A 26,412-nucleotide genomic window follows, 5' to 3' on the forward strand; every position below is an offset into this window, starting at 1 on the left:
GCGTCCATGGAACTCAATTCATCCGTCGCGGCGGTCGTCACCGGCGGCGCCTCGGGCCTCGGCGAAGCCACCGTCCGGGCCCTCGCGGCCAAGGGCGTCAAGGTCGCCATCTTCGACATGAACGAACAGAAGGGCGAAGCGGTCGCCAAGGACGTCGGCGGCGTGTTCTGCAAGTGCAACGTCACCTCGGAAGAGGACGTGGACGCGGCCTTCGCCAAGGCCCGCGCGGCCCACGGCCAGGAACGCATCCTGGTCAACTGCGCCGGCACCGGCAACGCCATCAAGACGGCCAGCCGCGACAAGCAGACCGGCGAGATCAAGCACTTCCCGCTCGACGCCTTCAACATGATCATCCAGATCAACCTGGTGGGCACCTTCCGCTGCATCGCCAAGTCGGCGGCCGGCATGCTGACCCTGGACCCGCTGCCGGACGGCGACCGCGGCGCCATCGTCAACACCGCCTCGGTGGCGGCCGAGGACGGCCAGATCGGCCAGGCGGCCTACTCCGCCTCGAAGGGCGGGGTGGTCGGCATGACCCTGCCCATCGCCCGCGACCTGTCGAACGACGGCATCCGGGTGAACACCATCCTGCCGGGCATCTTCAACACCCCGCTGCTGGCCGCCGCGCCGGAAGCGGTGAAGGCCGCCCTGGGCGCCCAGGTCCCGCACCCCAAGCGCCTCGGCAATCCGGAAGAGTACGCCCAGCTGGCGCTCACCATGATCACCAACGGCTACTTCAACGGCGAGGACGTGCGCCTCGACGGCGCGATCCGCATGGCGCCGCGCTAGGCGCCACGCCCGGCCGAGAGATCGGGGCCTCCGGCGGCGACGCCGGGGGCCCTTTTCCTTGGGGCCTACTTGCCGGCCAGCTTCTGGCTGCGGCAGATCCAGGCGCCGTCCTTCAGGATGCGGCCGGCGCCGAGCGGGCAGATGGTGGGCCGCTTGAGCTGGCCCGTGGGCTTGCCGCCGACGACCTGCTGGCACTGGGCCTGGACCTTGTCGACGAACACGAGCTGGCCGCCGCCCTTGTCGGCGGGAATGGCGAACCCCGAGGCCTGCTCCCGCGGATCGGCGAGGCCGGCGGCGTTGCAGAACGCCGGCTCGTCCACATTGACGAAGGCTGGACGCTCGGCCGGGTCGGCGACCTGGGCGTTGGCGACGGCGGGAACGGCGAACACGGCCGTTGCGGCGGCGAGGGCGATGAGCCGCATGAGATGATCCTCCCGATCGGTTTCTCTTGCCGGAAACGCGACACCTAAGGCGACGCTAGCACCCGCGCGTGGCGGTTGTCAGGAGGCGCCCTAGCGCCGGCGGCGGACCCCGCCCAGCAAGCCGCGCATGATCTCGCGGCCGACCTGGTTGCCGATGGTGCGCAACATGGAGGTCGCGAAGGCCTTGCCCATGGTCTCGAACTCGGACGGCTTGTCGCGGGCGTCGGGACGGGACCGCCCAGGCGCGGACTCCGGCGCGGCGGCGGTCTCGACAGTCTTGGCCTTGAGCATCTCGTAGGCGCTCTCGCGGTCGCGGACCTGGTCGTAGAGGCCGCGCACGGGACTGGCCGACATGACCTGCGCCCGCTCGGCGGGCAGCAGCGGCCCGAGCCTGGACGCCGGCGGCCGGACGAGCGTTTTCTGGACGACGGTGGGCGCGCCCTTCTCGTCCAGCACCGAGACCAGGGCCTCGCCCACGCCCAGGTGCTGAATGGCCTCGGCGGTGTCGAAGGCGGGATTGGTCCGGAAGCTGCCCGCGGCGGCCCTCAGCCCCTTCTGCTCCACGGGCGTGTAGGCGCGCAGCGCATGCTGGATGCGGTTGCCGAGCTGGCCCAGCACGGTGTCGGGGATGTCGGCAGGGTTCTGGGTGACGAAATAGACGCCGACGCCCTTGGAGCGGATCAGGCGCACGACCTGCTCCACCTTCTCCAGCAGGGCCCTGGGCGCGTCGCGGAACAGGAGGTGGGCCTCGTCGAAGAAGAAGGCCAGGCGCGGCTTCTCCGGATCGCCCACCTCGGGCAGTTCCTCGAAGAGCTCGCTCATCAGCCACAAGAGGAAGGTGGCGTAGAGCCTGGGGTTCGAAATCAGCCGCTCGCCGGCGAGGATGTTCACGTAGCCCCGCCCCGCGCCGTCGGTGCGCATCAGGTCGGACAGCGACAGGGCCGGCTCGCCGAACAGGTTCGCCCCGCCCTGGTCCTCAAGCATCAGCAGCTTGCGCTGGATGGTGGCCACGGTGGCCGGCGAGATGTTGCCGTAGCGGGCCGAGAGCGCCCTGGCGTTGTCGGCGGCGTGGGCCAGCGCCGCCTGGAGGTCCTTCAGGTCGAGGAGCAGCAGGCCCTCTTCGTCGGCGGCGCGGAAGACGACGGTCAGCACGCCCTCCTGCACCTCGTTCAGCTCCAGCATCCGCGAGAGCAGCAGGGGGCCCATCTCGGAGACCGTGGTGCGCACCGGATGGCCGGCCTCGCCGAACAGGTCCCAGAACACGACGGGCGCGGCGGCGGGCTGGAGGTCGAGGCCCATGATGCGGGCCCGTTCGAGGAACTTCTCGTTGGGCTGGCCGGGCGCGGCGATGCCCGAGAGGTCGCCCTTCACGTCGGCGGCGAAGACCGGGACGCCGGCGTCCGAGAGGCCCTGGGCCAGGATCTGGAGGGTGACGGTCTTGCCCGTGCCGGTGGCGCCGGCCACCAGGCCGTGGCGGTTGGCGCGGTCGAGCCTGAGGACCTCCGCGTGGTCCGACCAGCCGATCAGGACGCCGTCGCCCGACATGATCACTCCCGTGTGCAAGTCATACAGACCTCGGCCAAGCTAGCCGGGCCGGCGGCGGGGAGCCAGAGCGAACGAACCTTGCGGATATTTCCGGCATCAAGGGCAAAATAACTCCCCAACCTCCACGAACCGAGGTAGAGCACGCCCGATTGACGGCGGCGACCGCACCATAGACTGTCGACACCCATGCCCTCCCCCGCCGCCGACACGGTCTCCCGAAACGCCCTGGCAATCCTGGCGGTGATCGCGGGCGGGGCCGTGCTCTACTGGCTCTCCGACATCCTCACGCCGCTGGCGCTGGCCATGTTCCTGGCGGTGATGATCGACGGCTTCGCCCGGGTCCTGCAGGCCCGGCTGCCGGGCGTCTCGCGGCGGGCGGCGACGCCGCTGGCCGTCGTGCTGTCGGTGGCGATCTTCGGCGGGGCCGCCTTCTTCGTGGCCGACAACGCCACCAGCTTCGCGACCCAGCTCGTGGACTACACCCCACGCCTCAACGGCCTGATCGCCCGCATGGCGGGGCTGGTGGGGATCGACGTGCCGCCGACGGTGAGCTCGCTGATCCACCAGCTCAATCCCACCAGCTACCTGGGCCAGGTGGCCAAGGGGCTGCAGAGCTTCCTGTCCACCGCCGCCTTCGTGCTGGTCTACCTGGGATTCATCCTGGCCTCGCGCCGCGGGTGGGAGCGCAAGGTCGTGGCCCTGTTCCCCGTGCGCGAGGAGCGGCAGGAGGCGGTCGCGGCCTTCCAGCGCATCCGCAACGGCGTCGAGCAGTACCTGTGGGTCCAGACCGTCACCGGCCTGATGATCGCGGCGGCCTCCTGGGCGGCCATGGCGGCGGTCGGCCTCGACAACGCCCTCTTCTGGGCGATCCTGATCTTCATCGCCTCGTACATCCCCATCGTCGGCGGCATCGTCGGCGTGGCGCTCCCGCCCATCTTCGCCCTCGTGCAGTTCGAGACCCTCTGGCAGGCGGCCGCCCTGGCGATCGTCCTGCAGGCGGTGACCATGTTCGTCGGCAACGTGGTCCAGCCCAGGATGCAGAGCCGCAGCCTGAACATGGACCCCATCGTCCTCTTGCTGGCGCTGGCCTTCTGGGGCGTGGTCTGGGGACTGGCCGGCGCGTTCCTGTCCACGCCGTTGACCGTGATGGCCATGGTCATCCTGGCCCAGTTCAAGGGGACCCGCTGGATCGCCGTGTTGCTGTCGGACGACGGCGACCCCGCCCTCAAGCCGCGCGACGCGGCGCCCCCCTCCGCCCCCGGCGCGCCGGCCAAGGCCCGCCGCTCCAGACGTTCTTGACCCCTAATTGACCCCAGGGACTTAAATCTTGATCGCGCGCTTCCTATCTGAAGTTGGCCGGACCGCTTCCCCGTCCGGCTGGTGCGTCCGCCCCCCAACCCCGCGGGCGCAGCGAGCAAGCGTTCCGCCGCCCCCCCACGGCGGAGCCACACGCCGCCGGACTCTCTCCTCCGGCGGCGTTCTCGCGTGGAGAGCGGCCCGATGAGCCGCTCGCCCAAGGTTTCCACCACCGTCAAGGCGGTGCTGGCCGAGCTGGCCGGCGATCCCGCGCTCGACGCCGCCCCCGAAGCCGCCAGGGCCTTCGCCGCCCAGGCCGCCGCCGACGCGGCCCCCGACGAGCTGCCCGAGCTGACCTCGGCCGACATCGCCCGCAACCTCGCCGACTTCTGGCGCTTCGCCGCGCGGCGGCGCAACCGCCGGCCGCAGATCCGCATCGCCCCGGTGATCGGCGAGACGGCGGGCGGCCTCGACCGGCTGGAGATCGTGCAGGACGACGCCCCGTTCCTGGTGGACAGCGTCATGGGCGAGATCGCCGACCAGGGCCTGTCGGTGCGCGCCATGTTCCACCCCATCGTCGAGGTCCGGCGCGACCGCGCGGGCGTGCGCGGCGAGACGGGGACCCCGCGCCGCGAGTCGATGATCCAGGTGATCCTCGACCCCATCGGCCCGGACCGCGAGCAGGCGCTGGTCGCCGCGGTGGAATCCACCCTGGCGGACGTGCGCGCCTCGGTGGAGGACTTCCCCGAGATGCTGGCCCTGATGGGCCGGACGCTGGCCGAGCTGGAGGCGTCCGGCAAGGCCGACCCCGAGGAGGTGGAATTCCTCTCCTGGCTGCACGCCGAGCACTTCGTGTTCCTGGGCGCGCGGGTCTATGAGTACCCCAGGCTTCCCAACGGGGACTACGCGCCCGAGGAGCCGCTCTACCAGCCCAAGGACGGCCTGGGCGTGCTGCGCGACCCGGCCCGCACGGTGCTGCGCCGGGCCAACGAGCCCGCGCTGCTGATGGGCCAGGTGAAGGACCGGCTGGCGGTCGACCCGGCCGTGACGGTGGCCAAGTCCAACGTGAAGAGCCGCGTCCACCGGCGGGGCTACATGGATTACGTCGGCGTGAAGCGCTATGGCGAGGACGGCCGCCCGCGCGGCGAGGTCCGCTTCGTGGGCCTGTTCACCGCCGAGGCCTACGACCAGCCGGCCAGCGCCGTGCCGCTGATCCGCGCCAAGGTGGCGAAGGTGCTGGAGCGCGCCGGCGCCGCGCCCGGAAGCCACAACGAGAAGCGCCTGAAGAACATCGTCGAGAACCATCCGCGCGACGAGCTCTTCCAGGCCACGGTGGACGACCTGCTCAGCCAGGCGCTGGGCATCCTGCACCTCTACGACCGGCCGCGCGTGCGGCTGTTCGAGCGCAGGGACCCGTTCGACCGCTTCGCCTCGGTCCTGCTGTTCGTGCCGCGCGACCGCTACAATTCCGATATCCGCCGGCGGGCGGGCGAGATCCTGGCGGAGGCGTACGGCGGCCGGGTCTCGGCCTTCTACCCGAGCTTCTCGGAGACCCCGCTGGCGCGGGTCCACTACATCATCGGCTTCACCCCGGGCGAGCACGCCTGGCCGGACCTCCGCCGCGTGGAGACCCAGGTGGCCGAGGCCGCGCGCACCTGGGAGGACCGGTTCGAGGCCGCCGTGCGCGCAAGCGGCCGGACCCCGGAGGAGGTCGCCGAGACGGTGGCCCGCTACCGCGACGCCTTCCCGGCCGGCTATCGCGACCGCTTCGACGCCGCCGAGGCCCTGGCGGACGTGGCCGTGGTCGACACCCTGGCGGAGGGCCCGCCCATCCGCGCGCGGGCCTACCGCACCGCGTCCGACAACGCCCTGCAGTTCCGCTTCAAGCTCTATCGCTGCGGCGAGCCGGCCCCTCTGGCCGACGTGCTGCCGATCCTGGAGAGCATGGGCCTGAAGGCGATCGCCGAGGCCGGCTTCCCCATCGCCCGCGAGGGCGAGGCGCCGGTCTGGATCCACGATTTCGAGATCGAGGACCCGCGCGGCGAGCACCTGGTGTTCGCCGAGGTCAAGCAGGCCTTCGAAGACGCCGTCGCCGCTGTCTGGACGGGTCAGACGGAGAACGACGGCTTCAACCGGCTGGTTCTGGAGCTGTCGATCCCGTGGCGGGACGCGGCGCTGATCCGGACGCTGGCGCGCTACCGCCAGCAGTCGGGCCTGGACCCTAGCCCGCGCGTGCAGGAGCAGGCGCTGTCGAACCATCCGGGGGTGACCCGGCTGATCCTCGACCTGTTCCGCATCCGCTTCGATCCGGCCATCGCGGCCGGCCTGGAGGAGCGCAAGCGCCAGGGGGATGCGGTGATGGCCGAGATCGTGGACGCCCTGCAGGCCGTGGAGAGCCTGGACGACGACCGCGTGCTGCGCCGGCTGGCCCTCCTGGTGCAGGCGATCCAGCGGACCAACTTCTACCAGCCGGGCCCCGACGGCGCTCCCAAGCCCTACATCTCGTTCAAGGTGGCGAGCGGCGAGCTGGCCGACCTGCCGGCGCCCAGGCCGTTCCGCGAGATCTTCGTCTGGTCGACGGTGGTGGAGGGCGTGCACCTGCGCTTCGGCCCGGTGGCCCGGGGCGGCCTGCGCTGGAGCGACCGGCGCGACGACTTCCGCACCGAGGTGCTGGGGCTGGTGAAGGCCCAGCAGGTGAAGAACGCGGTGATCGTGCCCGTGGGCTCGAAGGGCGGCTTCTATCCCAAGCAGCTCCCGAAAGGCGGGACCCCCGAGGCCGTGCGGGCCGAGGCCATCCGCGCCTACAAGACCTTCCTGTCCAGCCTCCTGGACCTCACCGACAACCTCACCCCCCAGGGCAAGGTGATCCATCCCGAGGGCGTGGTGGTCCACGACGGGGACGACCCCTATCTGGTGGTCGCCGCCGACAAGGGCACGGCGACCTTCTCCGACATCGCCAACGGCGTGGCCGAGTCCTACGGATTCTGGCTGGGCGACGCCTTCGCCTCGGGGGGATCGGCCGGCTACGACCACAAGGCCATGGGCATCACCGCCCGCGGCGCCTGGGAGGCGGTCAAGCGCCACTTCCGGGAGCTCGGCAAGGACATCCAGTCCGAGCCCTTCACCGTGGTGGGCTGCGGCGACATGAGCGGCGACGTGTTCGGCAACGGCATGCTGCTCAGCCGTCAGATCCGGCTGCTGGCGGCCTTCGACCACCGGCACATCTTCCTCGATCCCGACCCCGACCCGGCCGTGAGCTACGCCGAGCGCGAGCGCATGTTCGCCCTGCCCCGCTCGTCCTGGGACGACTACGACCGCAGGAAGATCAGCAAGGGCGGCGGGGTCTTCCCGCGCAGCCAGAAGTCGATCCCGCTGAGCCCCGAGGTGCGGGCCATGCTGGAGGTGACCGCCGAGGCCCTGTCCCCGGCCGAACTGATCAACGCCATCCTCAAGGCCCCGGCCGAGCTGCTCTACCTGGGCGGCATCGGCACCTATGTGAAGGCCAAGGCCGAGGCCAACGCCGAGGTGGGCGACAAGGCCAACGACGCCGTGCGCGTCAACGGCGCCGAACTGCGGGTCAAGGTGGTGGGCGAGGGCGCCAACCTCGGCCTCACCCAGGCCGGCCGCATCGAGTTCGCCCAGCATGGAGGCCGGGTGAACACCGACGCCATCGACAACTCCGCGGGCGTCGACTCCTCGGACCACGAGGTGAACATCAAGATCGCCACCGGCATGCTGGAGCGCACCGGCGAGCTCACCCGCAAGAAGCGCGACGCCCTCCTCAAGTCCATGGTGGACGATGTGGCCGCACACGTGCTCGCCCACAACTACGACCAGACCCTGGCGCTCTCCCTGCTGGAGATGGACACCGTCGGCGAGCTGGAGCCGCACGCGCGGTTCATGGCCGAGCTGGAAGCCAAGGGGCGCCTCGACCGCGCCGTCGAGGGCCTGCCCGACGCCCTGGCCGTCGCCGAGCGGATGCAGGCGGGCCGGGGGCTCACGCGGCCGGAACTGGCCGTGCTGCTGGCCTACGGCAAGCTGGAGCTGAAGCGCGAGATCGTCGCCACCGAGGCGCCCGACGACCCATGGTTCGAGGCCCGGCTGGAAGGCTATTTCCCCAAGCCGCTCCGCAAGTGGAAGGACCCGATCCGCCGCCACCGGCTGCGGCGGGACATCATCGCCACGGTGATCGCCAACGACATGGTCAACCGCTGCGGGCCGAGCTTCCCGTCGCGGATGATGGCGGCGGCGGGCTGCGACGTGGTCGCGCTCACCGCCGGCTACGAGGCGGCCAAGGCGGTGCTGGACTTCGAGGCCCACTGGCAGGCGGCCGTGGCGCTGGACCTGAAGGTCCCGGCGGGGGGCCAGCTCGCGCTTCTGCGGCGGCTCGTGGCGGCGCTGCGCGGGGCGACCTTCTGGCTGGCCCGGCGGGCGGCCCGCGAGGGCCTGGACGTGGCCGGGCTCACCGCCCGCTACGGCCCGGGCTTCAAGGCGCTGGCCAAGCTCACCCCGGCCATCCTGTCGCCGGTGGAACAGGCCGCGGTGGAGGCCCGCGCCGACCAGCTCGTGGACGCCGGGACGCCCGCCGGCCTGGCGCGCGAGGCCGCGGCGCTGGGCCCGCTCACCACCACCGCCGACCTGGTGGACCTGGCCGAGGCCTCGAGCTGGCCGCTGCCGAACGTCGCCCGGCTCTACTACGCGGCGGGGGAGGCCTTCGCCTTCGACCGGCTGCGGGCCGCGGCGGGCGAGTTCCGGGCCGGCGACCTCTTCGAGCGGACGGCGCTGCGCCGCCTGATCGAGGACCTGCTGGCCGAACAGGCCCAGCTCACCCGGGCGATCATGGCCTTCGCGGGCTCGGCCCAGGCCGGGTCCGACCCCGAACACGCGCGCGAGGCGGTGAGCTCGTGGGCGGCGCTGCGGCGCGAGGCGGTGCAGGCGGCCACCCGAACGATCGACGAGATCGAGGCGGCCGGCGGGGCCTGGACCTTCGCCAAGCTCACCATCGCCAACGCCGCCCTGCGCGAGCTGGCCAGCGAGGCGGCGAGCGGACGGAAGCGGAGAGGCTGATTTCCCTCCCCTTCATGGGGAGGGTGGCGACCCCGGACTCGGTCCGGGGGAGACGGGTGGGGGAGTCGCGACCGGGCGCCGGGCCCGGAGACTGGCTTCGCCACCCCGCTCGCCTGACGGCGAGTCGACCCTCCCCACGAGGGGGAGGGCAAGGCGGTCAGTGCCTGAACACCCGCACGCCGGTGAAGACCATGGCCAGGCCCCGTTCGTCGGCGGCGGCGATGACCTTGTCGTCGCCGATGGAGCCGCCCGGCTGGATCACCGCCGTGCAGCCGGCGTCCGCCGCCTGGATCAGGCCGTCCGGGAACGGGAAGAAGGCCTCGGACGCACAGGCCGAGCCGGTCAGGTCGAGGCCGAAGTCGGCGGCGCGCAGGGCGGCGATGCGGGCGCTATCCTTGCGGTTCATCTGGCCGGCGCCGACGCCCAGGGTCTGGCCGTCCTTCGCATAGACGATGGCGTTCGACTTCACGTGCTTGGCGATGGTGAAGGCGAACAGCATGTCGCGGATCTCGGCCTCGGTCGGGGCACGCTTGGTCACCACCTTCAGGTCGGCAGGCGTCAGGCGGGCGGTGTCGCGGCCCTGGACCAGGAAGCCCCCCGAGACCGAGCGAAAGGTGTCGCCGGGCGCCGTCGGATCGGGCAGGCCGCCGGTGACCAGCAGGCGGACGTTCTTCTTCTTGCGGAAGAGGGCGATCGCGTCCTCGTCGGCCTCGGGCGCGATGACCACCTCGGTGAACACCTCCAGCACCTTGGCCGCGGTGGCGGCGTCGAGGCGGGTGTTGAGGGCCACGATGCCGCCGAAGGCGCTGACCGGATCGCAGGCCAGCGCCCGCTCATAGGCCTCGGCGAGGCTCGCGCCGGTCGCCACGCCGCAGGGGTTGGCGTGCTTGATGATGGCGCAAGCCGGGGCCCGGGCGGGGTCGAACTCGGCGATCAGCTCGAAGGCCGCGTCGGTGTCGTTGATGTTGTTGTAGCTGAGCTCCTTGCCCTGGAGCTGGGTGGCCGTCGCCACGCCGACGCGCGGGTTCGGGAAGCGGTAGAACGAGGCCGACTGGTGCGGGTTCTCGCCGTAGCGCATGGTCTGCACGAGCTCGCCGGCGAAGGCCCGGCGGCGGGGGGCCGCATCGCCCACCTGGGCGGCGAACCACTGGGAGATGGCCGCGTCGTAGGCGGCGGTGCGGGCATAGGCCCGGGCGGCCAGGCGCTTCCTGAGATCGAGGGTGGTGGTTCCGTCGGCGGCGATCGCGGCCACCGCCTCGGCCATGTCGGCCGGCTCGGTGCAGACGGCGACGTAGCCATGGTTCTTGGCCGCCGAGCGGATCATGGCCGGGCCGCCGATGTCGATGTTCTCGACGCAGGTCTCGTAGCCGCCGCCGGCCGCGACCGTGGCCTCGAACGGGTAGAGGTTCACATAGACGAGGTCGATGGCGCCGATGCCGTGGGCCTCCATGGCCGCCTTGTGCTCGGGCGCGTCGCGCACGCCCAAGAGGCCGCCGTGGACGACGGGGTGCAGGGTCTTCACCCGGCCGTCCATCATCTCGGGGAAGCCGGTGAGCTCGGAGATGTCCTTCACCGGCAGGCCGGCGCCCTCGATGGCCTTGCGCGTGCCGCCGGTGGAGACGAGCTCGACGCCCTTGTCCGCGAGCGCGCGGGCGAAGTCGACGAGGCCGGTCTTGTCCGAGACCGAGAGGAGGGCGCGGCGGACGGTCACACGGTCGGGGGCGGGGGGGAAATCGGGGGCGGCGGGCACGGCGGACTCCTGGCTTCGGGTTGAAGAAAGGGCCCAGGCGAGCGGCGGAACGCGAAACGTCTATGGTCGCCGCGCTCCCCGGTGGTTTCCCACCTTCAATCGCCAGTCACGCGCCGATGGCGGGGGGATTAGGCTTCCGGCTTCTTCGGGTCAACCGGGGCCGCCGCCGATGAGAGCTTCCACCGCACCCGCGCGCCGGACTTCGCCCGGGCCTGGCCGCGCAGGACGATCTGCTGGGTGCGGCGGGCCTCGCCGCCCTGGAAGGCGATGGAGGGTTCGAGGCTCACCTCCAGCGCGTCGTTGCGCAGCCACCAGCCGGCCTCGTCGCCCTCGGGCTTGAGCAGCACGCTCCTGCGGTCGCGGGCGACCAGCGCGCTGACCTCCGGGGCCAGGTGGAAGCGGACGGTGAAGGGGATGAAGCGGCGCTCGTCGGCCTCGCCGGGTTTCAGGGGAACGAGGCGGTCCTCGCCCCTTACCTCGTCGGCGGCCGTGTCCAGGAACAGGCGCCTTTCGTGGCGCAGGCCGAAGCGGCGGCCCCAGCCGTCGTGGGCCATCTCCAGCCACACCGCGCCCTCGGCCTCGCGGCGCTCGCACTGGACCGGCCCGCAGGCGCAGGCCAGGCGCGGGCCCAGCACGGCGGCCGGGAAGCCGCGCAGGGGCTCGCCGCAGGGCGCGTCGCCCAGCACGGCCGTGGAGGCGGCGTCGGCCACCCGGAGCGCCTGGGGACCCGGCGCGTCGGGCGACCAGCCGGCGCCGACGATCAGGCGCCGTCCGCCCGCCAGCACCTCGACGGCCAGCGGCTGGCCGCAGGCGGCGACGCTCCAGGGCCCCTCCGCCGGGGCGGCGGCGTCGGCCAGCACCTGCAGGGCCTGGCCCTCCAGGCGCTGGTAGCCGTTGCAGGCCGGCGGGATCGGACGGTCGGCGATCTCGGCCGCGCGGGCGGCGGCCACGTGGGCGGGGGTCGAGGCGGCTCCGCCCTGGAAGGCCGCCAGCCGGCCGTCGGCCAGGGTGAGGAAGCGCACCGCGCCGGCGAGCGCGTCGAGGGCCCTGAGCACGGCCTCGGGCGGGGCGCGGCCGTGCTGGGCCAGGGCGTCGTCCAGGGTCTCCAGGTCGAACAGCAGCTCCAGGGCGGCTTCCGGGCTGCGCGAGGCGTGGCCCCCGTCAGGGCCGACGGTGTGCGGCAGGGCGCGCTCCAGGGCCGCGAGGCCCCGGGCCAGCAGGCGCTCGCCCGCCTCGCCCGAGAGCGCGGCCCCGGCGACGGCGGCGGCGCAGGCCCGCTCGGCCGCCCGGGCGGGGCCGCCGCCCTGGCCCAGAAGGGTGCGGGCCTGACGCGAGAGGCTGGCCGCGATCAGCGCCGTTTCGGCCTCGGAGGCGCCCACGCAGAGGGTGCGGGCGTGGCAGGCGAGGTTGAACACCCGCCGCTCCAGGGCCTCCGGGCCCCAGACGAAGCTGTTCCAGCGGTCGAAGACCCGCCGCCATTCCAGGGTGAGCCGCAGGCCCTCGGCGGCGCCCTCGCGGCCAAGCGCCGTGAGGTCGGCCAGCCAGCCGAAACGGTGCAGGGCCGTGGCGAAGCGGCGGTCGGGGCTGGCGCGATCCCAGGGGTCGCCGCGCGGGCCGATGGTCAGGCTCGCGCCCGCCAGCACGAAGGCGCCGGCCAGGATGCGGCGGCCGTTCTCCGGGTCGGGGGGGCGGAAGTCGCGGGGCTCCAGGGCGAAGCCCTCGGGGCGGGGACGCCCGGCCAGCCAGCGCCAGGCGGGGGAGGCCAGCCACTCCTCGCGCAGGCGTCGGCCTGTCCAGACGGCGAGCGCCTCGGCCCCGTAGCGTCCCGGAAGCGGTCCCGGAAGGCGCGGCGGCGAGGGCGGGGCCATGCGGTCGGTCAGCCCCGGAGGGCGGCGATGTTGGCGGCGTACCGCTCGGGCCCGCCCTTGAAGACCGCCGAGCCGGCCACCAGAGCCGTGGCCCCGGCGGCGATGCACTTCGGCGCGGTCTCGGGCGTCACCCCGCCATCCACCTCGAGGATCACGTCGAGGCCGGCGGCGTCGATCATCGTCCTGAGGCGTTCGATCTTGCGGAGCTGCGAGGCGATGAAGCTCTGGCCGCCGAAGCCCGGGTTCACCGACATGACGAGGACGAGGTCGATGTCCTCCAGGATCCATTCCAGCGGGTCCGGGGCGGTGGACGGGTTCAGCACCACGCCGGCCTTGGCGCCCAGCTCGCGGATGCGCCGGAGCGTGCGGTGCAGGTGCGGCCCGGCTTCGGGATGGACGCTGATCAGGTCGGCGCCGGCGGCGCGGAACGCCTCCAGGTAGGGATCGGCCGGCGAGATCATCAGGTGGACGTCGAAGGGGATGGTCGCGTGCGGCCGCAGGGCCTTCACCACGTCCGGGCCGATGGTGATGTTGGGCACGAAGTGGCCGTCCATCACGTCGACGTGCACCCAGTCGGCCCCCGCCGCCTCGATGGCGCGCACCTCCTCGCCCAGGCGCGAGAAGTCGGACGCCAGGATCGAGGGCGCGATGATCGTGCGGTTCGCCATGCGCCCCGGACTTACAGTGATGCGGCCGGAGAGGCCACCCCCGGCTCAGGCCCCGCGCCGCATCCGGGCGATGAAGAAGCCGTCGGTTCCGCCGTCGCGATGGTGGGGCAGGATGCGCAGCGTCCCGTCGGGCAGGAGGCTGGCCTCGGGGGCGCCGCCCTCGCCGGGGGCCATGGGCTCCAGGACGAACCCGGGGGTCCGCTTCAGGAAGGCGGCGACCTGGGCCTCGCCCTCCTCGGGCTCCAGCGAGCAGACGCAGTAGACGAGCCGGCCGCCATCGGCCACCCGGCGCGCGGCGGCGTCGAGCAGACGGGCCTGGAGGGCGGCGAGCTTGGGCACGTCGGCGGGACTTGCCACCCACAGCACGTCGGGGTGGCGGCGATAGGTGCCGGTGGCCGAACAGGGAGCATCCAGCAGCACGGCGTCGAAGCGGCGGGCGTCCCGCCATTCGGCGGCGTCGGCGCAGACGACCTCGGCGGACAGGCCCGTGCGGGCGAGGTTTTCGGAGACGCGCTTGAGGCGGCCCGCCGACTTGTCCACGGCGGTGACGCGGGCGCCCATGGCGGCGAGCTGCAGGGTCTTGCCGCCGGGCGCGGCGCAGAGGTCGAGCGCGGTCCGGCCGGCCTCGATCCCCAGCAGGCGGGCGGGGACGGCGGCGGAGGCGTCCTGCACCCACCAGCCGCCCTCGGCGAAGCCCGGCCAGGACGAGACCTCGCCCTTCAGGCCCGCGCGGACGGTCCCGCCGGGCAGCACCTGGCCGTCGAGCCGGGCGGCCAGCGACGCGGCGGCGGCGGGATCCTTCGGCGACAGGTCGGTGGCCGGCTCCTGGGCGATCATGGCCGCCATGGCCCGGGCCGCTTCGGGCCCGAAGGCCGAGCGCCAGCGGGCGGCGAGCCACTGGGGCGCGAGCAGGTCCGGATCGTCCAGCTCCGGCGGCTCGCGGACGAGGCCGCGCAGCACGGCGTTGACCAGGCCCTTGAACGGTTGGCCGCCCTTCTGGCGCGCGCAGAGGTCCACCGTCGCCGAAACGGCGGCGTGGGCGGGGGTCTTCAGCACCAGGAGCTGGGCCGCGCCCAGGCGCAGGACCTGGACGATGCGGTCCGGCGGCGGCTTCTTGAGCCGGGCCTGGAGGGCGGCGTCGATGGGCCCGAGCCGGCGCAGGGTCGCCATGGCGAGCGCGCGCGCGAAGGCCCGGTCGCGCGGGGCGAGCGCCGCGAGCGACGGATGGTTCAGGCCTTCCTCCAGGCCGGCGCGGCGCGACAGCGCGGCGTCGAGGAGGTCGAGGGCGGCGGCGCGGGCGGGCAGGCCCGCAGCGTCTTGAAGCTCTGGCGAGGTCACGGCGCCGGCGTGCCCGCATCGGGCCGCCGGCGCAAGAGGTTTGGGCGCAAGCCCCTTAGGCGTGCGCGGCCTTGCGGCCGGCCATCAGGACGCAGACGCCGAACAGCGCCATGCCGACCAGGACCGACAGTTCGCCGGCCATCAGCACCGGCACGATCGGCGGCTTGCCCTTGGAAATCAGGGCGACCATCGACAGCAGGCACACATTGCCGATGTTGCTGATCACGAAGACGGCCCAGCCCAGCTTCTGCGGGGCGCGGGCGCCGGCGAGGCCAAAGAAGGCGCCCATGATGGCGAGCCCGGCCCAGCCGAGCAGGTTGAGGTGGGCGTGGACCGGCCGCATGGCGAAGTCCTGGGTGGCCCCCATGACCATGCCGAGCACGATGCCGGCGAGCGCATAGAGGACGGCCGCGCCGAAGAACGCGGTGGAGAGGCGGTTCATTGGTGTTTTCCCCCGAAAACGATTGGGCGCGGGGTAAACCAGCGTTCCGCGAACAACGCAAATGTAGAATTTGCAACCCTTCGGGCCTAAATGCCGAGGCATGAACGACACCCCGCCCAACGCCAGCCCGGGCAAGACCCTGTCGCCGGCCGCCCGTCGGGCCCTGGAAGAGGCTGAGGCCCGTCGCCTGGCCGAGGCGGCGGCTGAGCGTCCGCCGGAGGAAGGCGGCCCCCGCGGCCCCGAGCCCACCCGCTTCGGCGACTGGGAACGCAAGGGCATCGCTGTCGACTTCTGAGGTCAGGCCCCAGCCATCTCGGCCGCCACGCGCAAGGCGGCGGCGCGGGGGTCGTTCGCGGCGGTGATCGGGCGGCCGCAGACGATGTGCGAGGCGCCGGCCTTGAGCGCGTCCAGCGGCGTGGCGGCGCGGGCCTGGTCGTTCTTCGCCGCCCAGTCGGGCCGGACGCCCGGTGTGACCACCAGGAAGTCCTTGCCCCCCAGCGAACGGGCGAGCGCGGCCTCGTGCGGGCTGGCGATCACCCCGTCGCAGCCGGCGGCGATGGCCTGGTGGATGCGGCGCTGGACGAGCTGCGGGGCCGTCTCGGTGAAGCCCATCTCGGCGAGGTCGGCGTCGGTCAGGCTGGTCAGCACCGTCACCGCCAGGACCTTGAGGTTCGAGGCGCCCTTGCCGCGCACGGCGGCGGCCATGACCTGGGGCTCGCCGTGAACCGTGAGGAAGTCGCAGCCCGCTTCGGCCAGCACCGTGGCGGCGCGCTGCACCGTCGTGCCGATGTCGTGCAGCTTCCAGTCCAGGAACACCTGCTTGCCGGCGGCCTTCAGCTCGCGGGCGAGCGTCATGCCCTCGCCGCCCGCGAACAGCTCCAGGCCCACCTTGTAGAAGGCGACCGCCTCGCCCAGCCTCTCGACCATGGCCCGGGCCTCGTCGGCCGTGGGCAGGTCCAGCGGAACGATCAGCCGGGGGTCGGCGCGCCCAGGGGCTTGGGCGGTGGCTTGCGCGTGCGCAACGGCGGCCATGAGGGTGGCTCCGGTCAAGCTGCGGGTGGCCCGCAGGCGGGGTTTCAGGCTAAGACGCCTGCATGAGCCAGGCCGACTTCGCGGTCAACTTCTTCGTCGCCCTGTTCGCCCTGCTCGATCCGCTGGGCAACGTGCCGCTGTTCGCCGCCGCCACGGCGGGCGCGAAGGCGAAGGAGCGCGCCCTGATCGCGCTCTACATCTCGCTGTTCGTGGTGGGCTTCCTCACCTTCTTCTACTTCTCGGGCCTCTCGTTGCTGGAGTTCTTCGGAATCTCACTGCCGGCCTTCCGCATCGCCGGCGGGGTGATCCTGTTCCTGCTGGGCCTGGAGATGGCCCGCGACGACTTCACCGCCACCTTCGCCGACGCCGCCGAGGCGGCCTCGGGCGACGCCCGCCAGCAGGCGCGCCGGCGTTTCGAGCGGATGATCGTGCCTTTCGCCATGCCCCTGCTGATCGGGCCGGGCGCCATCTCGACCGTCGTCATCTACGCCAGCCAGGCGCGGCAGTTCGGCATGGCCGGCGCGGCCATCGGCGTGGCGACCATCGGGGCGGTCTCGGCCGCCACCCTGGCCTGCTTCATGGCCACGCCCATCATCTCGCGCATCCTGGGCCGGATCGGCCTGACCATCGTCGTGCGCGTGCTGGGCCTGATCCTCTGCGCCCTGGCCGTGCAGTTCATCTTCGCGGGGTTGTCGGAAGCCACCGCCGGCTTCATCCGCCCGGACGCCGCTAACCCGTACCACTAGGGCCCGCGCCTAGCCCTCCACCGTCATCTGGGTCTGGATCACCAGGGCCAGCAGCTTGCCGTCGGCGCCGGTGATCCGCGTCTGCCAGACGCTGGAGCGGCGGCCGATGTGCAGCGGCGTGGCCTCGCCCTCCACGGTCGAGCCGACCCGGGCGCCGCCCAGGAAGTTGGTCTTGCTTTCCAGCGTGGTGGTCCGCGCGCCGGGCGCCAGGTTGAGGAAGCCGCCGATCGCGCCCAGCGCATCGGCGAAGGCCATGAACGCCCCGCCGTGCAGGATGCCGCCGGCGGTGCACAGGTCCTCGCGGACGGTCAGCCGCCCCCGGACGCGATCCTTCGACCGCTCCACGATCTCCACGCCCATCAGGTCGGCGAACGGCATGCCGGTGTCGGCCATCGATTGTCCCTCCTCGTCGTGCGGCGCGGCCCGCCGGTCCATGGTGTCGCAAATCATCACGCGTCCGTCTTCCGCGCGACGAGAAAGCGCCTATCTGGCTGATGTCCGACCTCGCTCGCCTTGCCACGTGCGGGCGCAGGGCGTACGGGGACGCTCCCCAGCCGTAGGAGACTGAAGATGGGCTACCGGGTCGCGGTGGTCGGCGCCACGGGCAACGTGGGCCGCGAGATGCTGAACATCCTCGAGGAAGTGAACTTCCCCGTGGACAAGATTCACGCTATCGCGTCGCGCAAATCCATCGGCCAACTGGTGTCCTTCGGCGAACAGAACATCGCGTGCGAGGACGTCGAGCAGTTCGACTTCTCCAAGGTCGACGTGGTGCTGATGAGCGTCTCGGGCGCGTTCTCGAAGGAATGGTCGCCGAAGATCGGCGCCGCCGGCCCCATCGTCATCGACAACTCATCGGCCTGGCGCATGGACCCCGACGTGCCGCTGATCGTGCCGGAGGTGAACCCGGACGACGTCAGCTACGCGAGCCGCAAGAACATCATCGCCAACCCCAACTGCTCGACCGCCCAGCTCGTCGTGGCGCTGAAGCCGCTGCACGACCGGGCCAAGATCAAGCGCGTGGTGGTGGCGACCTATCAGTCGGTCTCCGGGGCCGGCAAGGAAGGCATGGACGAGCTCTGGGACCAGACCAAGGGCGTGTTCGTCCTGGGCCCGTCCGAGCCCAGGAAGTTCCCCAAGCAGATCGCCTTCAACGTGATCCCCTGCATCGGTTCGTTCCTCGACGACGGCTACACCGACGAGGAAGCCAAGATGTGGAACGAGACCCACAAGATGATCGACCCGGCCATCAAGCTGACGGTCACCTGCGTGCGCGTGCCCGTCATGGTCGGCCACTCCGAGGCGGTGAACATCGAGTTCGAGAGCCCGCTCGACGAGGACGAGGCCCGCGAGATCCTGCGCGAGGCGCCGGGCCTGGTGGTGATCGATAAGCGCGAGCCCGCCGGCTACATCACGCCCAAGGAAGCCCAGGGCGAGTTCCCGGTGTTCGTCAGCCGCATCCGCAACGACCCCACCGTCGAGCACGGCCTGTCCATGTGGGTGGTGGCCGACAACCTGCGGAAGGGCGCGGCCCTCAACGCCGTGCAGATCGCCCAGCTCCTCCACGAGCGCGGCCTGCTCCGCCAGACGGCGCTGGCCTAAGTCATGAGTTCGTCGGCGCCCGGCGACTCCCGCCTGGCGCTCACGGCCGGGATCGCCTGCTACCTCATCTGGGGCTTCGTGCCGCTGGCCTTCCAGGCCATCGGCGCGCTGGGCGTCGGATCGTGGGAGATGCTCTCCCACCGCATCGTCTGGAGCATCCCGGCGGCGGCGCTGTTCGTCCTCCTGGCCAGCCAGGCGCGCGAGGCCGTGAGCGTCCTGCGCCAGCCGCGCGTGCTGGCCTGGCTGGCCGTCTCGTCGGTGCTCATCGCGACCAACTGGGTGGTGTTCATCTGGGCGGTGAACTCGGGCCGGCTGCTGGAGACCTCGCTCGGCTACTACATCAACCCGCTGGTCAACATGGCCGCCGGCGCGCTGATCTTCCGTGAGCGGATCGACCGCATCGGCCAGGCGGCCATCGGCCTGGCGCTGGTGGGCGTGGTGATCCAGGCCGCGGCCCTGGGCCACCTCCCCTGGGTCTCCCTGGTCCTGGCGTTCAGCTTCGGCGGCTACGGCATCGTCCGCAAGCGCGTCCAGGCCTCGGCCCAGACGGGGCTCTTCTGGGAGTGCCTGATCCTGGGCCTGCCGAGCCTCGCCTACATCCTGTGGCTGGAAGGCCGCGGGGCGGGCCACTTCACCACGGCCCCGATCGACTCGGCCTGGCTGATCGCGTCGGGGCCGATCACCGCCGCGCCGCTGGCGCTGTTCGCCTGGGCGGCCCGGCGCCTGCCGCTGTCGGCCATGGGCTTCCTGCAGTTCATCGCGCCGACCATCAGCTTCTGCATCGGCCTGCTACAGGGCGAACCCTTCACACCGCTTAGGGCCCTGTCGTTCGTGTTCATCTGGATCGGCGCGGCGGTGTTCCTGTACGGAGCCTGGCGCCGGTCGCGGGCGGTCAGCCGGGCCGTCGCGGAGACCGCGGCGGCGGAGTAGGGTCGGGCGAGGTCATATAGGAGGGGACGTGCAAGCTCGGCGATCGCCCCTGGCCTTCTTCCTCCTCGTGCTCGCGCTCGCCATCCCGCTGTGGCTGGCCGGCCCGCGCCTGGGCGTCATCGGCGAGCTCCGGATTCCGGCCAGCGACCTGGCGCTCGCCTTCGTCCCCATGGTCGCCGCGCTCGTCCTGACCACTCGCTCGGAAGGCTGGCGCGCGGCGGCGGACCTCCTGCGCCGGGCCTTCGACCCCACGTCCCTGCGCGGCCGCTGGCTGGCGGCGACGCTGCTGCTCGCGCCGGCGATCTACTTGGCCGTCTGGCTGGTCATGCAGGCCGCGGGCCACGGCGGCGTCCCGGCCCGGCTCGGCCCGGTCACCCTCCTCCTGCTGTTCGGCCTCTTCCTCGTTCTGGCGGCGGGCGAGGAGGTGGGCTGGATGGGCTATGCCTTCGATCCCTTGCAACGGCGATGGGGCGCGGTCGGCGCGAGCCTCGTGCTGGCGGTTCCCTGGTGGGTCGGGCATCTGCCGTCGATGCGGGCCATCGGCGCGACGGCGTCGGACATGGCCTGGTGGGTGCTGGGCGCGGCCGCCCTGCGCATCCTGATCGCCTGGCTCTACAACAACGGCGGCGGGACCCTGTTCGCCGCGGTGCTGTTCCACGCCCTGCTGAACCTCGGCCGCATCGCCACCTATCCGGCGATGGGGTCACACTACGACAGCGCCTGGCAGGCGACCGGCTATGTCGTGGCGGGCGGGCTGGCGTGCGCCGCCTTGCTGCGGTCGCGGCCCTCCACCCTCACGCGCTAAAGGGCCGCGTAGGCCGCCTCGATCAGGCGGCGGGGGCGCAGGTCGCCCATCAGCGCCGTGCCCTGCTTGTTCATCACGTAGCCGCCGGCCAGCTTGCGGTCCGGGTCGGCGAAGGCGCAGCTCCCACCCCAGCCGGAATGGCCGAAGGTCCGCTCGCCCGGGCCCCAGGGCCGGTTCGGCGGATTGCGCATGAAGCCCGCGCCCCAGCTCATCACGAACGGCAGGACGAGGTCCTGGCCCCGGATGCGCTCGCGGGTCGCCTCGACGATCAGGGCCGGCGACAGGATCTGTTCGCCGTCGAGCCAGCCGTCGTTGGCCAGAGCCCCCATCAGCCGGGCCAGCGCCGGGGCCGTGGCGTAGCCGTTGGCGGACGGGACCTGGGTCTTGCGCCAGACCGCCGCCGGCACGCCGGCCACCGAGGCCCAGGGCGTCAGGAAGGCGGCGCGGGTGGCGTCGTTGACCTCGCCGAAGTTTGGAAGCGCGTTCGGCCGTTGCAGCTCGGCCAGGCGGTCGAATTCGCTCTCCGGCAGGCCGATCCAGAGGTCCAGGCCGAAGGGGGTGCGGATGTCCTCGCCCAGGGCGTCGCCCATCATCCGCCCGTCGGCGCGACGGAAGATCTCGCCCGCGAGGTAGCCGAAGGTGATCGGGTGGTAGCCGCTGGCGGTCCCCGGCGGCCACATGGGGGCCATGGCCGCCAGCTTGGCGGCGATGGCGTCCCACTCGACCCACAGGCTGGGCTCCATCGGCTCGAGGAAGCCCGGCAGGCCCGCCTGGTGGGAGAGGGCCTGCTCGACCGTGATGTCGCCCTTGCCGGCCTGCGCGAACTCGGGCCACAGGTCGGCGACCTTCTGGTCGTAGGCCAGCTTGCCGGCGTCCACCGCGCGGGCGACCAGCAGGGCGGCCAGCGCCTTGGTCGTGGAAAAGACGCAGGCCAGGGTGTTCTCCTCGAAGGCGCGCGTGCGCTTGCGGTCGGCGTGGCCCGCCCAGAGGTCCAGTACGACCTCGCCGGCCTCGACCAGGGTGAAGCGGGCGCCGAGCTCCTCGCCGGCCTCGAAGTTGGCGGCGAAGGCGTCCTTCACGGCGGCGAAGCGGGGCGGCGCTAAGCCGGAAATCTCGACCATCGCGCCTCTATAACCGCCGGGCGCGGAGCCGCGCCAGCCGTGGACGGCTACAGCCGCTGCGTCCGCACCGTCGCGCGCGGGCTGACCAGCCGGTCGGCCAGCGCCACGATGGGCAGCTCGGGCGCCTTCCACTCCATCGTCGCCTGCACGGTCTCGGCGGCGGCGCGGGCGGCGCGCTCGGCGGCGGCCAGGGGCCCCAGCCCCTCGACCAGGCCCGCGCCGAAGCTCGCGGTGACCAGGTCGCCCGTGCCGTTGGGCGCGCGCTCAAGCCGCTTGTGGGTGAACAGCACGGCCTCGTCGGCGGTGACGTAGAGCAGGCCGATCTCCCCCCCGCCCGCCGGGACCGAGGTCACCAGGGCGGGCCGGCCCAGCGCCCGGGCGGCGTCGCGGGCGCCGGCGGCGTCGGTCAGGGTCCGGCCGGTCAGATAGCCCAGCTCCCAGAGATTGGGGGTGATCCAGTCGGCCTGGGGCGCGAGGCGGGCGGCGATCACCTCGGCCACCTCGGGCTTCACGTAGAGGCCCTTGGGCTCGTCGCCCATGACGGGATCGACCACCACCACCGGCCGGTCGGCGTAGGCGCCGTCGCGGTTGGCGGCCCGCACCCGCTCCAGCACGCCCGCGGCGATGTCCACCTGGGCAGGCGAGGAGAAGTGGCCGGTGATGATCAGGTCCACGAGGCCGAAGATGGCGTCGGCCTCGATGTCGGCCAGGACGCGCGACAGCACGTCGGGCGTCGTCACCTCGCCCTGGCCGCCCTTGGCCGGGCTGCGGCCGAACATGACCGTGGGGGCCAGCACCGGATCGATCTTGTGGGCGGCCAGCACGTACTGCTGGGCCCCGCCGCCGATCCGGCTCGCGGCCACGAACGAGGAGATGATGAGGGCTAAAGGCACAGCTCGACCATTAGCCCCCATTTGGCTTTCCGGAAAATTAGTACCGGTAGTGCTCGGGCTTGAACGGGCCTTCCGGCTTCACGCCGATGTAGTCCGCCTGCTCCTTGGAGAGCTTGGTGAGCTTGGCCCCCAGTTTCTCGAGGTGGAGCATGGCCACCTTCTCATCCAGGTGCTTGGGCAGGGTGTAGACGCGCTTGTCGTACTTCGCGCCGTTCACCCACAGCTCGATCTGGGCCAGGGTCTGGTTGGTGAAGGACGCGCTCATCACGAAGGACGGGTGGCCCGTGGCGTTGCCCAGGTTCACCAGGCGGCCTTCGGACAGGACGATGATCTTCTTGCCGTCCGGGAACTCCACGTGGTGGACCTGCGGCTTGATCTCGTCCCACTTGAAGTTGCGCAGGCCGGCGATCTGAATTTCGGAGTCGAAGTGGCCGATGTTGGCCACGATGGCGTTGTTCTTCATCCGCCGCATGTGGTCGACGGTGAGCACGTCCTTGTTGCCGGTTGCGGTGACGAAGATGTCAGCCTTGTCGGCCACGTCCTCGACGGTGACCACCTCATAGCCTTCCATCGCCGCCTGCAGGGCGCAGATCGGGTCGACCTCGGTGACCATGACGCGGGCGCCGCCGTTGCGCAGCGAGGCGGCCGAGCCCTTGCCCACGTCGCCGTAGCCCATGACCACCGCCGTCTTGCCGGCCAGCATGACGTCGGTGCCGCGGCGGATGGCGTCCACCAGGCTCTCGCGGCAGCCGTAGAGGTTGTCGAACTTCGACTTGGTCACGCTGTCGTTGACGTTGATGGCGGGGAACGGCAGCTCGCCCTTCTCGGCCATCTGATAGAGGCGGTGCACGCCCGTGGTGGTCTCTTCCGAAACGCCCTTGATGGCCGCCCGGATGGCCGAATAGAAGCCCGGCTTCTCCTTCAGGTAGCGCTTCATCACCGTGTAGAGCGCTTCCTCTTCCTCGTTCTGCGGACTGTTCAGGATCGAGGGATCGGCCTCGGCCTTGGGGCCCAGCACGCAGAGCAGGGTGGCGTCGCCGCCGTCGTCCAGGATCATGTTCGGATAGCCGCCGTCGGCCCATTCGAAGATCCGGTGGGCGTATTCCCAGTACTCGACCAGGGTCTCGCCCTTGATGGCGAACACCGGCGTGCCCTTCACCGCGATGGCGGCGGCCGCGTGGTCCTGGGTGGAGAAGATGTTGCACGAGGCCCAGCGCACCTCGGCGCCCAGGGCCTGCAGGGTCTCGATCAGCACGGCGGTCTGGATGGTCATGTGCAGGGAGCCCGCCACCCTGGCGCCCTTCAGGGGCTGGGCCTTGGCGAACTCGGCGCGCACCGCCATCAGGCCCGGCATCTCGGTCTCGGCGATCTCGATCTCCTTGCGGCCCCAGTCGGCGAGCGAGATGTCCTTCACGACGTAGTCGGTCATGGTGTCCTCAGAAGGGAATTCGTTGCCCGGCTCTATAGCCGCGGGCGCGCACAGTCGCAACGATCATATAAAGAAATCTTTATGTGATTAGCGCCAGAAGGGCTGGGCGGCGAGCAGGCGGTCGAGGGCCTTGCCCGCGGCGGCCAGGCGCGCGGGACCGTCCGCCGAGCGGAGGCCCACCAGTTCGCCCGCGGCGAAGGCGGCGGCGGGATCGAGGTCCAGCCCCGCGAGGAGCGGCCCCACGACGGCGGCGTCGTTGAGGGCGCCAAGCTCGTCCTGCACCGTCTTCAGGCGGGCGATGAACGCCGCCGCCCGCTTGGCGGCGAATAGGCTGGCGAAGGCCTCGGCGGCGTAGCGCAGCTTCTTGGCCTCGATGCGCAGCGCATGGCGATGGGCGTCGTCGGCCCCTTCGAACCCCTTGGCCTTGCGGCGCAGGCGCTTGAGCCGGCGCTCCAGCGCGTCGGCGGCGAAGGCGCGGGCCGGCCGGTCGCGGTCCTTGCGGCGCGCCGGGTCGGAGAGCCAGTCCCCGGTCTCCACCCAGGCGGTGGCGCCGAGCAGGAAGGCCCGGAACCGCTCGGACGAGGCGGCGAAGGCGGCCTCGGCGGCGGCGGGTCCCCGCGCCTCGGCCGCGGCGGCGAGCAGGGCGGGCAGGCCTTCGGGCGCGGGCTTGAGCGCCTCGGCCCAGCGCGGCGCCTCCTCGGCGAAGACATCCAGTTCCCGGGCGAGGTCGCAGGCCTTGGCCAGCCAGCGGAGTTCGCCCTTCACCCCGTCCGCCCGGCCGTCGCCGACGACGGGGGCGAAGGTGGAGATCAGGCTGCGCAGGCGGCGCGCGGCCACCCGGAGCTGGTGGATGGCCTCTGGCGCGGGGGCCTCGCGCAAGGCCTGGGCGCTGCCGGCCATGTGGGCCAGCGCATTGCGGGCGGCGGCCTGGAAGGCCTCGGCGGCGGTGGCCTCAGGCTTCAGCACCACCTCCTCCCGCCGGCGGGCCTGGGGCCGGGAGCCGGCGGTGAGCGCCTGGCCCTGCGCCGCCTTGCCGTCGAAGGAGAGGTAGAGCGGCGCGGCGGACGACAGCTCGCGCGCCAGGTCGAACAGGGCCTTCGGCTCGCCCGCCTTCAGCTCCAGCTCCACCTCGCAGATCGGGCTCGTGCGGTCGCCGCCGCGCACCTCGCCCTGGTCGAGCGCGAGCTCGATCTGAGCGCCGCCGTAGCGGATCAGCCGCTGGCGGCGCTGGACGCGGACGTGGAACGCCGGCTGGAGGGCCGCGGCGCCCTCGGGCGGCAGGAGTTCGCGCAAGGGACCGAGGTCGGGATCGGGCCGCAGGTCCTCCACCGGCCGCTCGTGCTCCTCGCGGGCCAGGCCCTTGCCCCGCTTCAGCGTCTGCACCCGCTTGCCGCCGCTCTCGCGCACGCGGAGCGACGCGCCGGCCTTCTCCAGGGCCCGGTCGGGGGTGTCGAAATAGACGCTGATGAGCTCGCGGGTCTCGTCGTCGCCCGGCGGCGCGGCGGCGAGGACGGCGGCGAGGTCCTGCGGCGCGCACAGGAACTTCAGTTCGATCTCGCGATCCGCCTGGCTCATGCCGCCTCGCGGTTGCTGCCCCTAGGGACACCACTGTAAGGGCGGTTCTCCCCGGCTTCGGAGACAACCTCATGAACGCTCACGTCCGCCCTGTCGACCCTGCACAGCCGCGCCACGACTGGACGCTGGAGGAGGTGGAGGCGCTGTTCGAGCTGCCGTTCACCGAGCTGGTCTTTCGGGCCGCCGAGGTCCACCGGCGCTGGTTCGACCCCACCGAGCTGCAGCTCTCCCAGCTCCTGTCGGTGAAGACCGGCGGCTGCCCCGAGGATTGCGGCTACTGCGCCCAGTCGCAGAAGTTCAAGACCGGCGTCGGCGCAGGCAAGCTGATGGACGCCGAGACGGTGATCGCCGCCGCGGCCGAGGCCAAGGCCGGCGGGGCCCAGCGATTCTGCATGGGCGCCGCCTGGCGCGACCTGAAGGACCGCGACCTGCCCAAGGTCTCGGCCATGATCTCGGGCGTGAAGGCGCTGGGCCTGGAGACCTGCGCCACGTTCGGCATGCTGAGCCCCGAACAGGCCAGGGCGCTGAAGGCGGCCGGCCTCGACTACTACAACCACAACCTCGACACCGGGCCGGACTATTACGACAAGGTGGTCACCACCCGGACCTACCAGGACCGGCTCGACACCCTGGCCGCCGTCCGCGACGCCGGCATGTCCACCTGCTGCGGCGGCATCGTCGGCATGGGTGAGACGCGGCGCGACCGGGCGGGCCTGCTGCACCAGCTCGCCACCCTGCCGGCGCACCCCGACAGCCTGCCGATCAACGACCTGATGCCGATTCCGGGCACGCCCCTGGGCGGGTCCAAGGCCGTCGATCCCCTGGAGTTCGTGCGCATGATCGCGGTCGCCCGGATCGTCTGCCCGAAGGCCATGGTCCGCATCGCCGCCGGCCGCGAGCACATGACCAAGGAACTGCAGGCCCTGTGCTTCCTGGCGGGCGCCAACTCGATCTTCGTCGGCGCGCGGCTGCTGACCACCGACAACCCCGAGAGGAGCGCCGACGAGGCCCTGCTCGCCGACCTGAAGATGAAGCCGATGGCCGTGGCCTGAACGGGGGGGAAACTGCCGCCCCGGCGGCAGTTTCTTCACCAT

Annotated in this window: 22 protein-coding genes and 1 riboswitch; of the genes, 9 read left to right on the plus strand and 13 right to left on the minus strand. The window is 72.1% G+C overall.

What is annotated here, in order from left to right:
* Nucleotides 1-6 precede the first annotated feature (6 nt).
* The gene (locus tag ACK4TT_RS10970; RefSeq protein WP_012524041.1) at nucleotides 7-789 is read left to right on the plus strand and encodes an SDR family NAD(P)-dependent oxidoreductase; all 783 of its coding nucleotides are present in this window, start codon (nucleotides 7-9) and stop codon (nucleotides 787-789) included.
* Between the two features lie 65 nt (nucleotides 790-854).
* Here ACK4TT_RS10970 and ACK4TT_RS10975 read toward each other — a convergent pair whose 3' ends face one another.
* Both ACK4TT_RS10975 and ACK4TT_RS10980 read right to left on the minus strand, forming a co-directional pair.
* A complete protein-coding gene (locus tag ACK4TT_RS10975; RefSeq protein WP_410212985.1) occupies nucleotides 855-1,211 on the minus strand; it encodes a hypothetical protein in 357 nt (118 codons plus the stop codon).
* Between the two features lie 90 nt (nucleotides 1,212-1,301).
* Complete coding sequence (locus tag ACK4TT_RS10980) at nucleotides 1,302-2,756, minus strand: helicase HerA-like domain-containing protein (RefSeq protein WP_409640241.1); 1,455 nt, start codon at nucleotides 2,754-2,756, stop codon at nucleotides 1,302-1,304.
* A 186-nt stretch (nucleotides 2,757-2,942) separates the two neighbouring features.
* Between ACK4TT_RS10980 and ACK4TT_RS10985 the strand changes: the two genes are divergently transcribed.
* Together ACK4TT_RS10985 and ACK4TT_RS10990 are read left to right on the plus strand one after the other, a co-directional pair.
* Nucleotides 2,943-4,055, plus strand: coding sequence for an AI-2E family transporter (locus tag ACK4TT_RS10985; protein WP_409640238.1), 1,113 nt, complete (start codon nucleotides 2,943-2,945; stop codon nucleotides 4,053-4,055).
* A gap of 201 nt (nucleotides 4,056-4,256) precedes the next feature.
* The gene (locus ACK4TT_RS10990) at nucleotides 4,257-9,119 is read left to right on the plus strand and encodes an NAD-glutamate dehydrogenase (RefSeq protein ID WP_410212986.1); all 4,863 of its coding nucleotides are present in this window, start codon (nucleotides 4,257-4,259) and stop codon (nucleotides 9,117-9,119) included.
* 157 nt (nucleotides 9,120-9,276) lie between these two features.
* Here ACK4TT_RS10990 and purH read toward each other — a convergent pair whose 3' ends face one another.
* The 5 genes from purH to ACK4TT_RS11015 form a co-directional block, all read right to left on the minus strand.
* Nucleotides 9,277-10,869, minus strand: a complete 1,593-nt coding sequence (gene purH / locus ACK4TT_RS10995) for a bifunctional phosphoribosylaminoimidazolecarboxamide formyltransferase/IMP cyclohydrolase (RefSeq protein ID WP_410212987.1) — start codon at nucleotides 10,867-10,869, stop codon at nucleotides 9,277-9,279.
* Between the two features lie 24 nt (nucleotides 10,870-10,893).
* A riboswitch (ZMP/ZTP riboswitch) is annotated at nucleotides 10,894-10,989 on the minus strand.
* An 8-nt stretch (nucleotides 10,990-10,997) separates the two neighbouring features.
* Nucleotides 10,998-12,737, minus strand: coding sequence for a heparinase II/III family protein (locus ACK4TT_RS11000; protein ID WP_409633250.1), 1,740 nt, complete (start codon nucleotides 12,735-12,737; stop codon nucleotides 10,998-11,000).
* Nucleotides 12,738-12,745: 8 nt separating this feature from the next.
* Nucleotides 12,746-13,405, minus strand: a complete 660-nt coding sequence (gene rpe, locus ACK4TT_RS11005) for a ribulose-phosphate 3-epimerase (protein WP_409633252.1) — start codon at nucleotides 13,403-13,405, stop codon at nucleotides 12,746-12,748.
* A 45-nt stretch (nucleotides 13,406-13,450) separates the two neighbouring features.
* Nucleotides 13,451-14,743 (minus strand): RsmB/NOP family class I SAM-dependent RNA methyltransferase, encoded by a 1,293-nt coding sequence (locus tag ACK4TT_RS11010; protein WP_410212988.1) that lies wholly within the window; start codon nucleotides 14,741-14,743, stop codon nucleotides 13,451-13,453.
* A gap of 55 nt (nucleotides 14,744-14,798) precedes the next feature.
* Nucleotides 14,799-15,185: a hypothetical protein gene (locus ACK4TT_RS11015; RefSeq protein WP_410212989.1), complete on the minus strand. Its 387-nt coding sequence runs from the start codon at nucleotides 15,183-15,185 to the stop codon at nucleotides 14,799-14,801.
* A gap of 100 nt (nucleotides 15,186-15,285) precedes the next feature.
* Between ACK4TT_RS11015 and ACK4TT_RS11020 the strand changes: the two genes are divergently transcribed.
* Nucleotides 15,286-15,480: a DUF1674 domain-containing protein gene (locus tag ACK4TT_RS11020; protein WP_409633258.1), complete on the plus strand. Its 195-nt coding sequence runs from the start codon at nucleotides 15,286-15,288 to the stop codon at nucleotides 15,478-15,480.
* A 2-nt stretch (nucleotides 15,481-15,482) separates the two neighbouring features.
* Here ACK4TT_RS11020 and pyrF read toward each other — a convergent pair whose 3' ends face one another.
* Nucleotides 15,483-16,217, minus strand: coding sequence for an orotidine-5'-phosphate decarboxylase (gene pyrF, locus ACK4TT_RS11025; RefSeq protein ID WP_409633260.1), 735 nt, complete (start codon nucleotides 16,215-16,217; stop codon nucleotides 15,483-15,485).
* 62 nt (nucleotides 16,218-16,279) lie between these two features.
* On the opposite strand from pyrF, the gene ACK4TT_RS11030 reads away from it, so the two are divergent.
* Entirely contained in the window at nucleotides 16,280-16,963 is a 684-nt protein-coding gene (locus ACK4TT_RS11030; RefSeq protein ID WP_410212990.1) for a MarC family protein, read from the plus strand.
* 9 nt (nucleotides 16,964-16,972) lie between these two features.
* Here the strand turns inward: ACK4TT_RS11030 and ACK4TT_RS11035 are convergent, their stop codons facing one another.
* Nucleotides 16,973-17,413: a PaaI family thioesterase gene (locus tag ACK4TT_RS11035; protein ID WP_409633794.1), complete on the minus strand. Its 441-nt coding sequence runs from the start codon at nucleotides 17,411-17,413 to the stop codon at nucleotides 16,973-16,975.
* A 120-nt stretch (nucleotides 17,414-17,533) separates the two neighbouring features.
* Here ACK4TT_RS11035 and ACK4TT_RS11040 point away from each other — a divergent pair, with 120 nt between their 5' ends.
* From ACK4TT_RS11040 to ACK4TT_RS11050, 3 genes are read left to right on the plus strand one after another with little or no spacing between them, the layout of a single operon-like run.
* Nucleotides 17,534-18,565 (plus strand): aspartate-semialdehyde dehydrogenase, encoded by a 1,032-nt coding sequence (locus tag ACK4TT_RS11040; protein ID WP_409633264.1) that lies wholly within the window; start codon nucleotides 17,534-17,536, stop codon nucleotides 18,563-18,565.
* Nucleotides 18,566-18,568: 3 nt separating this feature from the next.
* A complete protein-coding gene (rarD, locus tag ACK4TT_RS11045; protein WP_409633266.1) occupies nucleotides 18,569-19,495 on the plus strand; it encodes an EamA family transporter RarD in 927 nt (308 codons plus the stop codon).
* A gap of 28 nt (nucleotides 19,496-19,523) precedes the next feature.
* Nucleotides 19,524-20,300, plus strand: a complete 777-nt coding sequence (locus ACK4TT_RS11050; RefSeq protein WP_410212991.1) for a CPBP family intramembrane glutamic endopeptidase — start codon at nucleotides 19,524-19,526, stop codon at nucleotides 20,298-20,300.
* Here ACK4TT_RS11050 and ACK4TT_RS11055 read toward each other — a convergent pair.
* The 4 genes from ACK4TT_RS11055 to ACK4TT_RS11070 all read right to left on the minus strand — a co-directional run bounded on the left by ACK4TT_RS11055 (nucleotide 20,297) and on the right by ACK4TT_RS11070 (nucleotide 25,318).
* Nucleotides 20,297-21,421 carry a serine hydrolase domain-containing protein gene (locus ACK4TT_RS11055; protein WP_410212992.1) on the minus strand — a complete coding sequence of 375 codons (1,125 nt, stop codon included), beginning with the start codon at nucleotides 21,419-21,421 and terminating at the stop codon, nucleotides 20,297-20,299. The genes ACK4TT_RS11050 and ACK4TT_RS11055 overlap by 4 nt on opposite strands.
* Nucleotides 21,422-21,468: 47 nt before the next feature.
* Nucleotides 21,469-22,314, minus strand: a complete 846-nt coding sequence (locus ACK4TT_RS11060) for a PfkB family carbohydrate kinase (protein WP_410212993.1) — start codon at nucleotides 22,312-22,314, stop codon at nucleotides 21,469-21,471.
* Nucleotides 22,315-22,351: 37 nt separating this feature from the next.
* Nucleotides 22,352-23,743: an adenosylhomocysteinase gene (gene ahcY, locus ACK4TT_RS11065; protein ID WP_409633275.1), complete on the minus strand. Its 1,392-nt coding sequence runs from the start codon at nucleotides 23,741-23,743 to the stop codon at nucleotides 22,352-22,354.
* Nucleotides 23,744-23,830: 87 nt separating this feature from the next.
* Nucleotides 23,831-25,318, minus strand: coding sequence for a CHAD domain-containing protein (locus ACK4TT_RS11070; RefSeq protein ID WP_409633277.1), 1,488 nt, complete (start codon nucleotides 25,316-25,318; stop codon nucleotides 23,831-23,833).
* Nucleotides 25,319-25,389: 71 nt separating this feature from the next.
* On the opposite strand from ACK4TT_RS11070, the gene bioB reads away from it, so the two are divergent.
* The gene (bioB, locus tag ACK4TT_RS11075) at nucleotides 25,390-26,370 is read left to right on the plus strand and encodes a biotin synthase BioB (RefSeq protein ID WP_409633279.1); all 981 of its coding nucleotides are present in this window, start codon (nucleotides 25,390-25,392) and stop codon (nucleotides 26,368-26,370) included.
* Nucleotides 26,371-26,412 lie beyond the last annotated feature (42 nt).

This window comes from Phenylobacterium sp., from assembly GCF_046463815.1.
Taxonomy (GTDB): domain Bacteria; phylum Pseudomonadota; class Alphaproteobacteria; order Caulobacterales; family Caulobacteraceae; genus Phenylobacterium.

What these genes read in the sequence shown, in the direction of transcription:
- ACK4TT_RS11020 (WP_409633258.1), top strand. Translation starts at nt 15,286, where the DNA reads ATGAACGACACCCCGCCCAACGCCAGCCCGGGCAAGACCCTGTCGCCG.
- ACK4TT_RS11055 (WP_410212992.1), bottom strand. Translation starts at nt 21,421, where the DNA reads ATGGTCGAGATTTCCGGCTTAGCGCCGCCCCGCTTCGCCGCCGTGAAG.
- ACK4TT_RS11015 (WP_410212989.1), bottom strand. Translation starts at nt 15,185, where the DNA reads ATGAACCGCCTCTCCACCGCGTTCTTCGGCGCGGCCGTCCTCTATGCG.
- ACK4TT_RS11000 (WP_409633250.1), bottom strand. Translation starts at nt 12,737, where the DNA reads ATGGCCCCGCCCTCGCCGCCGCGCCTTCCGGGACCGCTTCCGGGACGC.
- ACK4TT_RS11040 (WP_409633264.1), top strand. Translation starts at nt 17,534, where the DNA reads ATGGGCTACCGGGTCGCGGTGGTCGGCGCCACGGGCAACGTGGGCCGC.
- rarD (WP_409633266.1), top strand. Translation starts at nt 18,569, where the DNA reads ATGAGTTCGTCGGCGCCCGGCGACTCCCGCCTGGCGCTCACGGCCGGG.
- pyrF (WP_409633260.1), bottom strand. Translation starts at nt 16,217, where the DNA reads ATGGCCGCCGTTGCGCACGCGCAAGCCACCGCCCAAGCCCCTGGGCGC.
- ACK4TT_RS10985 (WP_409640238.1), top strand. Translation starts at nt 2,943, where the DNA reads ATGCCCTCCCCCGCCGCCGACACGGTCTCCCGAAACGCCCTGGCAATC.
- ACK4TT_RS11030 (WP_410212990.1), top strand. Translation starts at nt 16,280, where the DNA reads ATGAGCCAGGCCGACTTCGCGGTCAACTTCTTCGTCGCCCTGTTCGCC.
- ACK4TT_RS11035 (WP_409633794.1), bottom strand. Translation starts at nt 17,413, where the DNA reads ATGATTTGCGACACCATGGACCGGCGGGCCGCGCCGCACGACGAGGAG.
- ACK4TT_RS10970 (WP_012524041.1), top strand. Translation starts at nt 7, where the DNA reads ATGGAACTCAATTCATCCGTCGCGGCGGTCGTCACCGGCGGCGCCTCG.
- ACK4TT_RS11070 (WP_409633277.1), bottom strand. Translation starts at nt 25,318, where the DNA reads ATGAGCCAGGCGGATCGCGAGATCGAACTGAAGTTCCTGTGCGCGCCG.
- ahcY (WP_409633275.1), bottom strand. Translation starts at nt 23,743, where the DNA reads ATGACCGACTACGTCGTGAAGGACATCTCGCTCGCCGACTGGGGCCGC.
- ACK4TT_RS10980 (WP_409640241.1), bottom strand. Translation starts at nt 2,756, where the DNA reads ATGTCGGGCGACGGCGTCCTGATCGGCTGGTCGGACCACGCGGAGGTC.
- bioB (WP_409633279.1), top strand. Translation starts at nt 25,390, where the DNA reads ATGAACGCTCACGTCCGCCCTGTCGACCCTGCACAGCCGCGCCACGAC.
- ACK4TT_RS10990 (WP_410212986.1), top strand. Translation starts at nt 4,257, where the DNA reads ATGAGCCGCTCGCCCAAGGTTTCCACCACCGTCAAGGCGGTGCTGGCC.
- rpe (WP_409633252.1), bottom strand. Translation starts at nt 13,405, where the DNA reads ATGGCGAACCGCACGATCATCGCGCCCTCGATCCTGGCGTCCGACTTC.
- ACK4TT_RS10975 (WP_410212985.1), bottom strand. Translation starts at nt 1,211, where the DNA reads ATGCGGCTCATCGCCCTCGCCGCCGCAACGGCCGTGTTCGCCGTTCCC.